This window comes from Burkholderia multivorans ATCC BAA-247, from assembly GCF_000959525.1.
Classification (GTDB): Bacteria; Pseudomonadota; Gammaproteobacteria; order Burkholderiales; family Burkholderiaceae; genus Burkholderia; species Burkholderia multivorans.
In genome coordinates this window covers 1,126,409-1,141,019 of sequence record NZ_CP009831.1, presented here as the reverse complement: position 1 = coordinate 1,141,019, position 14,611 = coordinate 1,126,409, and the positions used below count along the sequence as shown (strand labels likewise).

Annotated in this window: 11 protein-coding genes; 5 read left to right on the top strand and 6 right to left on the bottom strand. The window is 70.0% G+C overall.

Features of this window, described 5'->3' with window-relative positions:
* Positions 1-109 precede the first annotated feature (109 nt).
* Together ggt and NP80_RS30700 are read right to left on the bottom strand one after the other, a co-directional pair.
* The gene (gene ggt, locus NP80_RS07340) at positions 110-1,831 is read right to left on the bottom strand and encodes a gamma-glutamyltransferase (RefSeq protein WP_006403750.1); all 1,722 of its coding nucleotides are present in this window, start codon (positions 1,829-1,831) and stop codon (positions 110-112) included.
* The gene (locus NP80_RS30700) at positions 1,828-2,163 is read right to left on the bottom strand and encodes a hypothetical protein (protein ID WP_140401779.1); all 336 of its coding nucleotides are present in this window, start codon (positions 2,161-2,163) and stop codon (positions 1,828-1,830) included. The genes ggt and NP80_RS30700 overlap by 4 nt, the downstream gene beginning before the upstream one ends.
* Here NP80_RS30700 and NP80_RS07335 point away from each other — a divergent pair, their 5' ends adjacent.
* The 3 genes from NP80_RS07335 (at position 2,164) to NP80_RS07325 (ending at position 8,703) form a co-directional block, all read left to right on the top strand.
* A complete protein-coding gene (locus NP80_RS07335; protein WP_006403751.1) occupies positions 2,164-2,688 on the top strand; it encodes a metal-dependent hydrolase in 525 nt (174 codons plus the stop codon).
* A 163-nt stretch (positions 2,689-2,851) separates the two neighbouring features.
* Entirely contained in the window at positions 2,852-7,294 is a 4,443-nt protein-coding gene (locus tag NP80_RS07330; RefSeq protein WP_035945705.1) for a DEAD/DEAH box helicase, read from the top strand.
* A gap of 134 nt (positions 7,295-7,428) precedes the next feature.
* Positions 7,429-8,703: an APC family permease gene (locus tag NP80_RS07325; RefSeq protein ID WP_045593300.1), complete on the top strand. Its 1,275-nt coding sequence runs from the start codon at positions 7,429-7,431 to the stop codon at positions 8,701-8,703.
* 106 nt (positions 8,704-8,809) lie between these two features.
* Here NP80_RS07325 and pcaQ read toward each other — a convergent pair whose 3' ends face one another.
* The gene (pcaQ, locus tag NP80_RS07320; RefSeq protein WP_006399889.1) at positions 8,810-9,787 is read right to left on the bottom strand and encodes a pca operon transcription factor PcaQ; all 978 of its coding nucleotides are present in this window, start codon (positions 9,785-9,787) and stop codon (positions 8,810-8,812) included.
* Between the two features lie 287 nt (positions 9,788-10,074).
* On the opposite strand from pcaQ, the gene pcaH reads away from it, so the two are divergent.
* Entirely contained in the window at positions 10,075-10,782 is a 708-nt protein-coding gene (gene pcaH / locus NP80_RS07315; protein WP_006399888.1) for a protocatechuate 3,4-dioxygenase subunit beta, read from the top strand.
* A gap of 3 nt (positions 10,783-10,785) precedes the next feature.
* A complete protein-coding gene (pcaG, locus tag NP80_RS07310) occupies positions 10,786-11,379 on the top strand; it encodes a protocatechuate 3,4-dioxygenase subunit alpha (RefSeq protein ID WP_035948007.1) in 594 nt (197 codons plus the stop codon).
* 439 nt (positions 11,380-11,818) lie between these two features.
* Here pcaG and NP80_RS07305 read toward each other — a convergent pair whose 3' ends face one another.
* The 3 genes from NP80_RS07305 to gsiD are packed head-to-tail and all read right to left on the bottom strand — an operon-like array spanning position 11,819 to position 14,609.
* Entirely contained in the window at positions 11,819-12,646 is an 828-nt protein-coding gene (locus NP80_RS07305) for a M55 family metallopeptidase (RefSeq protein ID WP_006411546.1), read from the bottom strand.
* Positions 12,643-13,716 carry a DmpA family aminopeptidase gene (locus tag NP80_RS07300; protein ID WP_006411556.1) on the bottom strand — a complete coding sequence of 358 codons (1,074 nt, stop codon included), beginning with the start codon at positions 13,714-13,716 and terminating at the stop codon, positions 12,643-12,645. Before NP80_RS07300 ends, NP80_RS07305 begins: the two co-directional genes overlap by 4 nt.
* Positions 13,716-14,609, bottom strand: coding sequence for a glutathione ABC transporter permease GsiD (gene gsiD / locus NP80_RS07295; protein ID WP_006411554.1), 894 nt, complete (start codon positions 14,607-14,609; stop codon positions 13,716-13,718). Before gsiD ends, NP80_RS07300 begins: the two co-directional genes overlap by 1 nt.
* Between the last annotated feature and the right edge of the window lie 2 nt (positions 14,610-14,611).

The window sequence follows — 14,611 nt, the reverse complement described above, 5'->3', positions numbered from 1 at the left end:
ACGGCAGCGCGCCGCATGCGCCGGTCCACAACGGAAAACGCCGGGCGCGAACCCGGCGTCTCGATCGCCCGCGCGGCCGCCGAACGGCACGGCCGCGCGACGGCGTGCGTTACCGGATGATGCGCGTCACGCCGCGTCCGCGCGGATCGGCCACCGCTTCCGGCGTCTTTCCGTCGACCTTGATCACCTGGATATCGCCGCTGAAGTCCTGTCCCTTCAGCGTATAGCCGCGCGCCTCGAGCTGCTTCGCGAGCTCACCCTCGATCGGGTGGTACGGCTCCCAGAAGATCGTGTTCGGCGGCAGCAGCTGGTGATGGAAGCGCATCGCGCCGACGGCCTCCTTCAACGGCATCTTGAAGTCGTAGATGTTGTTGATCACCTGGAAGATCGACGTGAAGATCCGCGAGCCGCCCGGCGTGCCGATCACGAGCGACACCTTGCCGTCCTTCGTCAGGATCGTCGGCGACATCGACGACAGCGGACGCTTCTTCGGCTCGATCGCGTTCGCGTCGCTGCCGACCACGCCGAACATGTTCGCGACGCCGGGCTTCGCGGAGAAGTCGTCCATCTCGTCGTTGAGCACGATGCCCGTGCCGTCGGCAATCACGCCCGACCCGAAATAGCCGTTGATCGTGTACGTGTTCGAGACCGCGTTGCCCCACTTGTCGACGACGGAGAAGTGCGTCGTCTCGGCCTTCTCCGGCATCGTCGTGCCGAGGCCCGGCTGCACGCTCTTCGTATCGGACGGCTCCTTCGGGTTGACTTCGGCAGCGCGCTTCGCGATATAGGCGTCGTCGGTCAGCTGCGCGACCGGCACCTTGTAGAAGTCCGGGTCGCCGAGATACTGCGCGCGATCGGCGAACACGCGCTTCTCGATTTCGGCGACGAGATGGATGTATTGCGGCGAATTCAGCGTCACGCCCTCGAAATCCTGCTTCAGATCGGCCTTCATCTTCAGCAGCTGCACGAGGCCGATCCCGCCCGAGCTCGGCGGCGGCGCGGTGATCACGTCGTAGCCGTTCCACTTGGCCTGCACGGGCTCGCGCCACACCGCGCGGTATTGCGCGAGATCCTCGGTCGTGATCAGGCCGTTGCCGTCGCCGCTCTTCATCGATGCGGCGATCAGTTCGGCCGTCTTGCCCTTGTAAAAGCCTTCCGCACCCTGGTTCGCGATGCGCGTCAGCACGGCGGCGAGATCGGGCTGCTTGAAGTTCGCACCGGCCTTCAGCCCCGAGAAGTACTTGTCGAAGTTCGTCTTGCCGCCGAACTCCTTCGATGCATCGACGCCGCGCTGCGCGAGCTGCTCGTCGACGATGAAGCCATCGCGCGCGTAGTGGATCGCCGGCGCGAGCACCTGCTTCCACTTCAGCTTGCCGAAGCGCTTCTGCGCTTCCCACATGCCGGCGACCGTGCCCGGCACGCCGACCGCGCGCGGACCGTAGAGGCTCATTCCCTTCACGACGTTGCCGTCCTTGTCGAGGTACATGTCCTTCGTCGCCGCGAGCGGCGCGCGTTCGCGGTAGTCGATGAAGTACGGCTTGCCGTCCTTGTAGATCGTCATGAAGCCGCCGCCGCCGATGTTGCCGGCCTCCGGATACGTGACGGCGAGCGTGAATGCGATGGCGACGGCCGCGTCGATCGCGTTGCCGCCTTCCTTGAAGATCTGCTCGGCGGCATCCGCGCTGTACTTGTCGGCGACCGCGACGGCCGAGCTCGTCAGCACCGCGGGTTGCGGGCCCTTCGCGTAGACGGGTGCGTTCGGCAGGAAACCGATGCCGGCCACCGTCGCGAACACGACGGCGGATGATTTGAAGCGATTCAGCGTAGTCATTGCATGTCCCCCATATGGATCTCCTTCAGGCTGGAAAAGCACCCGATCCGTTTATAGCCGCTGGCGCGCCGGCGGCCATATGCCGGTTTCGTAGTATAGGGGGACAAAAAGGGTCGAACACGCGCCGCACCGCGAATCGTCATGGGCGTGTGTGCGGCGAGCCGCTCTGCGATGAACGGCACGCGCCGTTCCCTCCTCGCGCCGAAACGAAAAAATCTGCAACCGATCGCCCGCTGCGTGCACGCATCTGAGAAGATAGCGCCCCGCTTTTCCGGGCGCGGCGCCGCCGTTCCCGTTCGTTCAGGCTTCTTCGTCTTTCGTTTCAGTTTCATATGGCATCGCACAACGCGCATCATGCGTCCGGCTTCGCGGCGGGCGTCGCGGCCGCCGCCCTCGTCGCGCAAACGGGCGCCACCGGGCCGTGGCATACCTCGCTCGTCGCCGCATTCATCGCCGGCGTCGCGGGCGGCACGGCGCCCGACTGGCTCGAACTCGCGTGGTGGAGCCGCAAGCGGCGGCTGTGGATCGCGCATCGCACCGTCACGCACTGGGGCATCGGCTGGCTCGCGCTGCTCGCGCTCGGCTGGCACGGACTCACGCATCATCCGCATCCGCTTTGGGCCGCGCCGCTGTTCGGCTTCGCGTGCGGCGGCCTGATGCATCTGCTCGCCGACTGGCCGAACCCGCTCGGCGTGCCATGGATCTGGCGGCGCCATTCGCTGAATCTCTGGAACAGCGGCCACTGCGATCTGATCGTCGTCGCGGCCGCGTGGGGCGGCACGCTCTGGCTCGTGCAGTCGGCGTGGACGCGCGCGCCGCTGCTGCAGCACTGGCTCGGCTGGCTGCATCGCGTGTAGCGCATGGCGGCGACGCGCGCTCGCACGTTGAAAGTCGCGCGGCGTCCCCCATCTGTGACGACGGATCCCCGTTCCGTCACGCACGGCACGCGCGCGCGACGTCTGGCACACTGGCGATGCGCGCACGGCCGCGCCTGCGCTCGCACCCCAATTCACCGAACCGATGGACGTCACCGCTACCCGCCCCGCCACGCGCGCGCTGGATGTGTTTCATCCGGCCGTCGCCGCATGGTTTCGCCGCACGTTCGCCGCACCGACCGGCGCGCAGGCGCTCGCGTGGCCGCACATCAAGGCCGGCCGCTCGACGCTCGTCGCCGCGCCGACCGGTTCCGGCAAGACGCTGACCGCGTTTCTGTGTGCGCTCGACGAACTCGTGCGCGACGCGCTCGCGCACGACGGCGCGCTGCCTGACGCGACGCTCGTCGTCTACGTATCGCCGCTGAAGGCGCTGTCGAACGACATCCACGTGAATCTCGATGCGCCGCTTGCCGGCATCGCCGAATCGCTCGCGCAGCTCGGCCTGCCCGTGCCGGCGATCCGCACCGCGGTACGCACCGGCGATACGACGCAGGCCGAGCGCAGCGCGCTGCGCAAGCGCGCGCCGCACATCCTCGTGACGACGCCCGAATCGCTGTACGTGCTGCTGTCGTCGACCTCGGGCCGGCAGATGCTGTCGACCGTTCGATCGGTGATCGTCGACGAAATCCACGCGCTCGCGTCGTCGAAGCGCGGCAGTCATCTCGCGCTGTCGCTCGAACGGCTCGACGCGCTGGTCGGCCGCGCGCTGCCGCGCATCGGGCTGTCGGCCACGCAAAAGCCGATCGATGCGGTCGCGCGCTTTCTCGTCGGCGGCCCGGCCGACGCGCCGCGCGAATGCGCGATCGTCGATACGGGCCACACGCGCGAACGCGATCTCGCGCTCGAACTGCCGAACGTGCCGCTCGAACCGGTGATGGCGAACGACGTGTGGGAACAGCTGTACGACCGCATCGCGGCACTCGCCGCCGCGCATCGCACGACGCTCGTGTTCGTCAACACGCGGCGCACGGCCGAGCGCATGGCGCGCCATCTCGCCGAGCGGCTCGGCAAGGACGCGATCGCCGCACATCACGGCAGTCTCGCGAAGGAGCACCGCTTCGATGCGGAGCAGCGGCTCAAGCGCGGCGAACTGAAGCTGCTCGTCGCGACCGCATCGCTCGAACTCGGCATCGACATCGGCGATGTCGATCTCGTCTGCCAGGTCGGTTCGCCGCGCGGGATCGCGCCGTTCCTGCAGCGCGTCGGCCGCTCCGGGCACCACGTCGGCGGCGTGCCGAAGGGCCGGCTGTTTCCGCTGTCGCGCGACGAGCTCGTCGAATGCGCGGCGCTGCTCGACTGCGTGCGCCGCGGCGAACTCGACACGCTGCGGATTCCGGAAGCGCCGCTCGACGTGCTCGCGCAGCAGATCGTCGCCGAAGTCGCGTGCGCGGAATGGCGCGAGGACGCGCTGTACGCGAGCTTCACGCGCGCCGCGCCGTATGCGCGCCTGTCGCGCGAGCGCTTCGACGACGTGATGAAGATGCTCGCGGAAGGCTTCACGAGCCGCCGCGGCGTGCGCGGCGCGTATCTGCACCGCGACGTCGTCGGCGGCACCGTGCGCGGCCGGCGCAACGCGATGATGACGGCGACGACCTCCGGCGGCACGATTCCCGACATGGCCGACTACGCGGTGCTGCTCGAGCCGCAAGGCATCCAGGTCGGCACGGTCAACGAGGACTTCGCGGTCGAGAGTCTCGCCGGCGACGTGTTCCAGCTCGGCAACCAGTCGTACCGGATCATTCGCGTCGAAACGGGGCGCGTGCGCGTCGAGGATGCACAAGGCCAGTCGCCGAACATTCCGTTCTGGCTCGGCGAAGCGCCGGGACGCAGCGACGAGCTGTCGGCGGCCGTCGGCCGGCTGCGCGCGCAGCTCGACGCGCTGTTTGCCGAAGGCGATCGCCGGACGCAGGCGCGCGCCGCATCGCGCAAGCGCGCCGACGCCGATGCCGATACGGGCGCCGGCCCCGCAACCGGCGTCGCGCTCGCAGACAGCCGCCTTGCGCCGGCGCTGCGCTGGCTCGTCGACGAGCTGCGGCTGTCCGACGAAGCGGCCCGGCAGATCGTCGACTATCTCGCGCGCGCCCGCGCGGCGCTCGGCGCGCTGCCGACGCAAGACACGCTCGTGATGGAGCGCTTCTTCGACGAATCGGGCGGCACGCAGCTCGTGATCCACTCGCCGTTCGGCAGCCGCATCAACCGCGCGTGGGGGCTCGCGCTGCGCAAGCGCTTCTGCCGCAGTTTCAACTTCGAACTCCAGGCAGCGGCGACCGACGATGCGATCATCCTGTCGCTGTCGCTCGCGCACAGCTTCGCGCTCGAGGACGTATGGCGCTACCTGCGCTCGACGAGCGCCGAGCACGTGCTGATCCAGGCGCTGCTCGACGCGCCGCTGTTCGGCGTGCGCTGGCGCTGGAACGCGACGACGTCGCTCGCGCTGCCGCGCTTCACGGGCGGCCGGCGCACGGCACCGCAACTGCAGCGGATGAAAAGCGACGATCTGCTCGCGACCGTGTTTCCCGATCAGGCCGCGTGCCTCGAGAACGTCGTCGGCGAACGCGAGATTCCGCATCACCCGCTCGTCGATCAGACGCTCGACGACTGCCTGCACGACGCGATGGACGCCGACGGCTGGCTGGCGCTACTGCGCCGGATCGAAAGCGGCGCGGTCGAACTGATCGCGCGCGACCTGCCCGCGCCGTCGCCGCTCGCCGCCGAGATCCTCAACGCGAAGCCGTACGCGTATCTCGACGATGCGCCGATCGAGGAGCGCCGCACGCAGGCGGTGCTGTCGCGCCGCTGGAGCGATCCGGAATCGGCCGACGATCTCGGCGCGCTCGACGCCGATGCGATCGCCGCGGTGCGCGACGAAGCGTGGCCGCTCGTGCGCGATGCGGACGAAATGCACGATGCGCTGCTGACGCTCGCGTGCATCACCGAAGACGAAGCGAACGCACACGAAGGCTGGCCTGCGTGGCTCGCCGAACTTGCGGGCAGCCGCCGCGCGACGAAGCTCGTCACGCCGGATGGCGCCGCGCTGTGGGTGCCGGTCGAACGGCTCGTCTGCTTGCGCGCGGTGCACGCGGACGCGCGCGTGGCGCCGGTGCTGAAGGTGCCGGCCGCATGCGCGCAGCCCTGGGAAGCCGACGCCGCATGCGTCGAGCTCATCCGCGCGCGGCTGACCGGTTTCGGCCCGCTGCCGCTCGACGCGATCGCGCGACCGCTCGGCCTGCCGCCGGCCGCCGCCGCGGCGGCGCTCGCCGCCCTCGAACGCGAAGGCTACGTGATGCGCGGCCGCTTCACGCCGGGCACGACCGTCGACGAATGGTGCGAACGCCATCTGCTCGCGCGCATTCATCGCTATACGGTGAAGCGGCTGCGCCGCGAAATCGAGCCGGTCGAGCGTGCGGACTTCATGCGCTTCCTGTTCCACTGGCAGCATCTGACACCCGACACACGCGGCACAGGCCGCGACGCGCTCGCGGCCGTCGTCGAGCAGCTCGAAGGCTACGAGGCCGCCGCCGGCGCATGGGAAGACGCGCTGCTGCCGGCGCGGCTCAGCGACTACACGGCGGGCGGACTCGACGAGCTGTGCCGCTCCGGCAAGCTGGTCTGGACGCGGATCGGCGCGCCCGCGCGCGCGGCCGGCACGCCCGTGAAGACCACGCCGATCGTGCTGCTGCCGCGCCGTCATCTGGCGGCGTGGCATGCGCTGCGCGATCCCGACGCGCAGCCGACGCTGTCGGCGCGCGCCGCACAGGTGCGCGATGCGCTCGCCGCGCACGGCGCGATGTTCTTCGACGCGCTGCTCGACGAGCTGCACATGCTGCCGGTCGAACTCGAACAGGCGCTCGGCGAACTCGTCTCGGCCGGCCTTGCGAACGCGGACAGCTTCGCGGGGCTGCGCGCGCTGCTGAAGCCGGCCGTCAAGCGCAGCGCGACCTATGCGCCGCGCACGCGGCGCGGCGGCGCACTGATCGGCGGCATGGACGACGCGGGCCGCTGGGCGCTCGTACAGCGCCCGGCCGAGCGTGCGCAAACCGATGCAGCGAAGCGCCACGCGCCCGCGACCGATCCGGCCGCGCTCGAACACGTCGTGTGGACATTGCTGCGCCGCTACGGCGTCGTGTTCTGGCGGCTGCTCGAGCGCGAAGCCGACTGGCTGCCGAGCTGGCGCGAGCTCGTGCGCGTGCTGCAGCGCCTCGAAGCGCGCGGCGAAATCCGCGGCGGCCGCTTCGTCGCGGGCCTCGCGGGCGAGCAATTCGCGTTGCCCGAAGCGATCCCGATCCTGCGCGAAATGCGGCGGCAGCCGGGCGACGGGCAGACCGTCTGCGTGACCGGCGTCGATCCGCTCAACCTCGTCGGCACGCTGCTGCCCGGCGACAAGGTGCCGGCGCTCGCCGGCAATCGCGTGCTGTTTCGCGACGGCGTGCCGATCGCGTCGCTCGTGTCCGGCGCATTCCGCTATGCGCCCGACCTGACGGCGGCCGAGCGCGAGGACGCGCGCATTCGCCTCGCACGCCGCTACTGACGTCCGCTGACATCGCGCGCATCGCCGACTACTGATCGCCGCGCCGCGGCGCCGCTGCCGTTCGGGTAGCATCGGACGATTATTCGCCGCGCGGCACGCCGCGCGTACGACAAGCCGTCCGGAGACAGTCACCCATGCGCTCGCACGCCGATTCGCCCGCCGCTCGTCACGGCGGTTCGCTGACGATTTTCCAGGGCGCCGCGCTGTATATCGGCGCGGTGCTCGGCACCGGCGTGATTGCGTTGCCCGCGCTGGCCGCCGACGTCGCGGGCCCCGCGTCGCTGCTTGCGTGGGCCGCGCTCGTCGTGCTGTCGGCGCCGCTCGCGGCGACGTTCGCGGCGCTCGGCGCCCGCTACCCGGACGCGGGCGGCGTATCGACGTATGCGCGACGCGCGTTCGGGCCGAAGGCGGCGGCCGTCGTCGGCTGGTGCTTCTATTTCGCGGTGCCGGCCGGTGCGCCGGCGGCGGCGATGTTCGGCGGCGCGTACGTCGCGGCCGTGACCGGCGGCGGACAGACGACCGTCATCGCGACCGCGGCCGCGCTGATCGCGATCGTGTCGGCCGCGAACGCGTTCGGCGTGACGGTGTCGGGCCGCATGCAACTCGTGCTGTCGGCGCTGCTCGTGACGCTGCTGCTCGCCGCCGTGCTCGCGTCCGCGCCGCATGCGCGCACGACGAACCTGCATCCGTTCGCGCCGCACGGCTGGCTCGCGGTCGGACAGGCGGCCGCGCTGCTCGTCTGGAGCTTCGCCGGATGGGAAGCCATCACGCATCTGGCGGCCGAATTTCGACGCCCCGCGCACGACATGCCGCGCTCGGCCGGCATTGCGGTCGTGGTCGTCGGCCTGCTCTATCTGTCCGTGGCGGCGGCGAGCGTGATGGTGCTCGGGCCGTCGGCCGGCGCGTCGGGCGCCCCGCTCGCCGAACTGATCGCCGGCGGTATCGGCGGCCATGCGCAGGTGCTGGCGACGGCCGCGGCGCTGCTGCTCACGCTCGGCACGATGAACGCCTATTTCGCCGGCGCGGCGAAACTCGGCGCGGCGCTCGGCCGCGACGGCGCGCTGCCAGGCTGGCTCGCGCAAGGCAGTCAGGTCGGCGGCGTGCCGCGCCGCAGCCTCGCTGCGATCGCGCTGCTCGCGGCGGTCGCGCTCGCCGCGACGACGCTCGCGGGGGTCGGGCCGACGCCGCTCGTGCTCGTCACGTCGGGCTGCTTCGTGATGGTGTACGGGCTCGGCGCGGCGGCCGCGCTGCAACTGCTGCCGCGCGGCAGCGTCGCATATCGCTGCGCGTGGATTTCGCTGATCGCGGTCGCCGGGCTGTTCGTGACGACGGGATGGTATGTCGTATGCCCGCTGCTGCTTGCCGGCGGCGCGCTGCTCTATCTGCGGATGACGGTGCGGCGCGGGTGATGCGATGCGACGTGCGCTCGCAGCTGCGGCTTGCGGCTTGCGGCTTACGGCTCGCGGCTCGCGACGACGCGCACGCGTTCAACCTCGACCGCGACGCCCTCGCACGTCAGCCGCCGCGACGCGCCGGTTTGCGCGCCGCGCGGCGCGGCCGCGCGTCGCCGAAGCGCGCACGCGCAATATCGCGCACCGCATCGATCAGCGTGCGCGCGACGGGCGTCGGCTGCGCGTCGGTCCGCAGCACCAGTCCGACCGGCTCGTCGGTGCCGGCGGCCGGCAGCGGCAGACGCGCGAGCGCGCCGGCCGACAGATCGTACTCGGCCGCATACAGCGGCACGAACCACACCGCATCGTTCTCGAGCGCGAGCGCACGCGCAACCGACACCGACAGCACCTCGATGAACGCATCGAGCGGCGGCGCCCCGCACGCGCCGAGCAGCTGCTCGGCCGACTGGCGGATCAGCGTACCGTACGGCGGCAGCACGACCGGATAGCGCGCGAGCTCGGCGGCCGGCGCGGCGCTTGCGAGCAGCGGATGGCCGGCGCGCACGACGGCGACGAGCGGCTCGTTGTACAGCTGCTCGAACGCAAGCCCGACCATGCGCTCGGGCTCCGACAAGCGCCCGATCGCGCATTCGATCGCGCCGGCCTTCAGCCGTTCGAGCAGTTCCGTATTGGCCGCCGTCGCGATCCGCACGACGACGCGCGGCCAGCGTGCGGCCAGCGCCTTCATCAGTGCGGGCGCGAGCGACGCGGCGACGGTCGGCAGCATGCCGATCTCGAGCGTCGCGGCAGCCGCGCCGCCCTCGCGCGCGAGCAAGCCGACGCCCTGCCGCAATGCGAGCACGCACGCGTTGGCATGCGGCATGAAGAGTTGCGCTTCGCGCGTCGGCTGCGCGCCGTGGCGGCCGCGCTCGAACAGCTTCACGCCGAGAATGCCCTCCAGCTCGGCGATCGTCTTCGATACGGCCGGCTGCGTGATCGACAGGCTTTCCGCGGCCTTCTGCACGCCGCCCAGCTGCGCGACCGCGAGAAAGCACTGCAGATGCCGGAACTTGACGCGGCCGTCCGCGATTCGATTATTCATAACAGATCGTTATGCGATGGGCGATAAAGTGCCATTTTGCATAACTTTTCGGCAAAACCGAAGCGAGCCGAGGTCCGGGGTCGACAGCGCGGCGGAAAGATCTCGCCGAAGGCGTGTCTCACGGCCCGCCCGACGCCCGCGGGCACGCGGCACGACGCGAATCGGCACGCTCGGCCAATGCATAACCGTCCGTTATGCGATCCGCGAAAAAAGGTCATTTTGCATAACTTTCCGGATTGGCTAAAGTCCTGCCATCCACTTGTCGAAACATCTTCAGGAGACGCCCGATGGATGCCCCCACGATCCTCACGCCGCGCGACTGGCCGTCGCATCCCGCGTATGTCCATCCCGAGTACCGCTCGTCGGTCAAACGCGGCCCGACGCGGCCGCTGATCCCGCTGAAGGAAAAGCTGCGCGACCAGTACGCGCCCGTCTACGGCGCCGAGGATCTCGGCCCGCTCGATCACGATCTGACGAAAAACGCCGTGAAGAACGGCGAGCCGCTCGGCGAGCGAATCGTCGTCACGGGCCGCGTGCTCGACGAAGGCGGCAAGCCGGTGCGCAACACGCTCGTCGAAGTGTGGCAGGCGAACGCGGCCGGCCGCTACGTGCACAAGGTCGATCAGCACGACGCGCCGCTCGATCCGAACTTCCTCGGCGCCGGCCGCTGCCTGACCGACGACGAAGGCCGCTACCGCTTCCTGACGATCAAGCCCGGCGCATACCCGTGGGGCAACCATCCGAACGCGTGGCGTCCGAATCACATCCACTTCTCGCTGTTCGGCGACTATTTCGGCTCGCGTCTCGTCACGCAGATGTACTTCCCCGGCGATCCGCTGCTCGCATACGACCCGATCTTCCAGGGCACGCCGGAAGCCGCGCGCGAGCGGCTGATCTCGCGTTTTTCGATGGACATTACCGAAGAAGGCTATGCGCTCGGCTACGAATTCGACATCGTGCTGCGCGGCCGCGACGCCACCCCGATGGAGCGCTGAACCATGACGACGCTGAAGCAAACCCCTTCGCAAACGGTCGGCCCGTACTTCGCCTACGGCCTGTGTCCGCAGCAGTACGACTACGATCTGAAGAGCCTGTTTACGCCGACGCTCGCCGCGCCGCACGCCGAAGGCGAGCACGTGCTGCTGGTCGGCCAGGTGTTCGACGGCGACGGCAACGTCGTCAGCGACGCGATCCTCGAGTTCACGCAGGTGGACGGCGCGGGCCGCTATCCGGCATCGCGCGACGACATCGCGAAGTCCGGCTTCACGGGCTTCGCACGCGTCGGCACCGGCACCGATCCGCAGCATCGCTATGTCGTCGAGACGGTCAAGCCCGGCCGCATCGGCGCGGACGACGCACCGCACGTGAACGTGACCGTCATGATGCGCGGGATCCTCACGCACGCGTTCACACGCCTGTATTTCGACGACGAAGCGACGGCGAACGCGAACGACCCGGTGCTGAACGCGGTGCCGGCCGAGCGCCGTGCGACGCTGGTCGCGAAGCGCGACGCACAGCCGGGCCGGCCGGTCGTCTATCGCTTCGACATCCGGATGCAGGGCCCGGACGAAACGGTGTTCTTCGACGTGTAACGCGCGCGCCGGCCGACGCCGGCTCGCGTGTCACGACGCCGCGTGTCGCGATGCCGAATCCGGCGTCGCGGCACGCGGCGTTATCGTTTGCGCGATGAATCGATGCTGCGTCGCGCAAGCACCGCGGGCGGCGGCGGGAACGGTGCCCGGACGGGCCGCCGTGCGCGCGCGACGCCGCGCACACGACGCGCATGCTGCGCGCGCACATGCGTCATCGGCACGACGGGTTTTCGCTTGCGTGATCCGCATCCTATTCTGTCTTATCGACCGCAACCCGACGTCATTGAATCGTATTAGGAAACAATGAACGAGTGACCCGCAGACCAGGCGGCCCGGCGCATGCCGCCCGGCGTCTGTGCCGACCGAGTGCCTTTGAGCGCGGCTGCAGAATCCGGCAGACGCGCGTTTTTTTGTCCGCTGCCGCCGCGGCGGCGCCGCCTCAGCGCAGCATGAACGACATCGCCGACAAGCTGTTCAGCGTGCGCACCACGTGCTCGACCGACGGCCCGTCGAAACGCAGCGTCACCGCATCGACGCGCTCGAGCGACGGCAGCACGCAGAACAGATCGGCGATCGCGGGCGTCTGTACACGCAGCGTGCAGTGCGCCGGCACCGGCCGATGCGCGCCGGCGCGCAATCCGCTCGCCACCGCGCGCGCGACCGTTTCACGCGCCGCGATCGCAATTCGCGCGCATGCGGCGGCCGGCGTCAGCGTGTCGCCGCTCGATGCACCGCCGGCCGTCTTCACGGTCTCGAAACGCGCATCGGGAAACAGCGGCTGCGTTTCTTCGGCGAACACGTCGTCGCCGGACGCGAGCACGACGTGCGCGCCGTATTCGCGCGCGAGCGCGCCATAGAGCCCCGCCTCGCCGAGCTCGACGCCGTTCAGCCAGACCTGCGTAAAGGCGAAGGTGTTGATCGTGTGCGCGAGCACGCCGCGCGTCTGCGACTTCGCGTGATAGCCGATCATGAACACGAGGTCCGGCTGCCGTTCTAGGCCCGCCATCATCCCGAGCGTGCGCGGCTTGCCGAGCACGACGCGCGCGCGTGCGTCGAGCGCGTCCGGCAGCAGGTTGCGAAAACCGCCATGCGAGTCGTTGACCCACACGGACTGCGCGCCGCCCGCGAACGCGCCTTCGATCGCCGCATTCGCTTCGGCGGTCATCCAGCGCCGCGCCCGTTCGTACTCGGGATTGCCGGCACGCGTCTGCTCGACGGCAAACACGCCGGCGACGCCTTCGATATCGGTCGAGATCAGGATCTTCATCGTTGAATGGTGGTCGGTCCTTCGTTGAGCAGGCGGTCGAGGTCGGGCACCGCGTCGCGCAGCGCGCGCCGCACGTGCCCGTCGCGGCCGACGACCGTGACAGCCTGCAGCAACGCGTCGGCGATCGCGTGCTCGACGCTGTCGGCCGCGGCCATGAACAGCGGGTCGAGTGCGGCATCGGCGACGAGCGCCGGCAGCGCGACGTAATCGGCATCGTGCGCGATCGTATAGGCGGTCGAGAACCCGAGCGCGATGTCGCCGCTGCCGTGCCCGTACACCGAGCCGGTGCGCGCGAGCCCGGCCGCCGCACGGCGCGCGAGCCGCGACAGTTGCCGTGCGTCGAGCGGCGCATCGGTCGCGACGAGCATGATGATCGAGCCCTGCTCCGGCGGCGCGACCGGCTCGCCCGCCGCCTGCCGCGCGGCGACGATGCGTCCGACCGGCACGCCGCCGAGCGTCAGCATCGGCAGCCGGCCGAAATTCGCGAGCACGAGCGCGCCGACCGTATAGGGCCGCTCGGCCGCGATCGCGACGCGCGATGCGGAGCCGATGCCGCCCTTCAGATCGAAGCACGACATCCCGCGCCCCGCGCCGACCGCGCCGCGCGCGACCTCGCGCGACGCGGCCGCGCAGGCGGCGTCGTAATGCGCGGGCGCGATCGCGAACGCGTGAAGGTCGTTCAGATAACCGTCGTTGCACTCGAACACGAGCGGGTTCACGGTCGGCCAGTCGCGGCCGACCTGCGGATTCGCGGCGACGGCCGCACGGATCTGCGCCTGCGCGACCGTGCCGACGCCGAACGTGTTCGTCAGCGCGATCGGCGTGTCGAGCGTGCCGAGCTCGTCGACCTGCACGAGCCCGACGCTCTTGCCGAAGCCGTTGATCACGGCCGCGCCGGCCGGCACCTTGCTGCGGTACAGATCGCCCGCGTGCGGCTTGACGACCGTGACGCCCGTCTGCACCGCGCCGTCGTCGAGCGTGCAATGGCCGACCGTCACGCCCGGCACGTCGGCGATCGAGTCGCGCGGGCCGGCGGGCAACGCGCCGTTCCACCTCGGCACGGTGCGCATCAGCGACGCTCCAGTTTCGGGTCGAGCGCGTCGCGCAGGCCGTCGCCGAGCAGATTGAACGCGAGCACGGTCAGGAAGATCGCGAGGCTCGGAAAAATCGCGACGTGCGGCGCGGCGACCATGTCCGCACGCGCTTCGTTCAGCATCGCGCCCCACTCGGGCGTCGGCGGCTGCGCGCCGAGCCCGAGGAACGACAGGCTCGCGGCCGTGATGATCGAGGTGCCGATGCGCATCGTGAAGTAGACGACGACCGACGACACGGTGCCCGGCAGGATGTGCCGCATGATGATCGTCCAGTCGGACGCGCCGATGCTGCGCGCGGCCTCGACGTAGGTCATATGCTTGAGCATCAGCGTGTTGCCGCGCACGAGCCGCGCGAACGCCGGGATGCTGAAGATCGCGACCGCGCAGATCACGTTGACCATCCCGTTGCCGAGAATCGCGACGACGCCGATCGCGAGCAGGATGCCGGGAAACGCGAACAGCACGTCGGCGATGCGCATCGTGATGCGGTCCCACCAGCCTTCGTAGTAGCCGGCGAGCAGCCCGAACAGCGTGCCGATCAGCGCGCCGAGCGCGACCGAGAAGAAGCCGGCCGCGAGCGAGATCCGCGTGCCCGCGACGATCCGGCTGAAGATGTCGCGGCCGAGCGAATCGACGCCGAACCAGTGCACGGCCGACGGGCCCGCGTTCAGCGCGTCGTAGTCGAAGTAGTTCTCCGGATCGAACGGCACGACGTGCGGGCCGACGAACGCGAGCACGACGAGCATCAGCACGAATCCGCCGGCGACGAGCGCGACCGTCTGCTTGCGGAACTTGCGCCAGAATTCGCGCCACGGCGTGCGCACCGCGGTCTCGGCGGGCGCGGCCGGGCTCGGAACGGTTGCGTTCATGC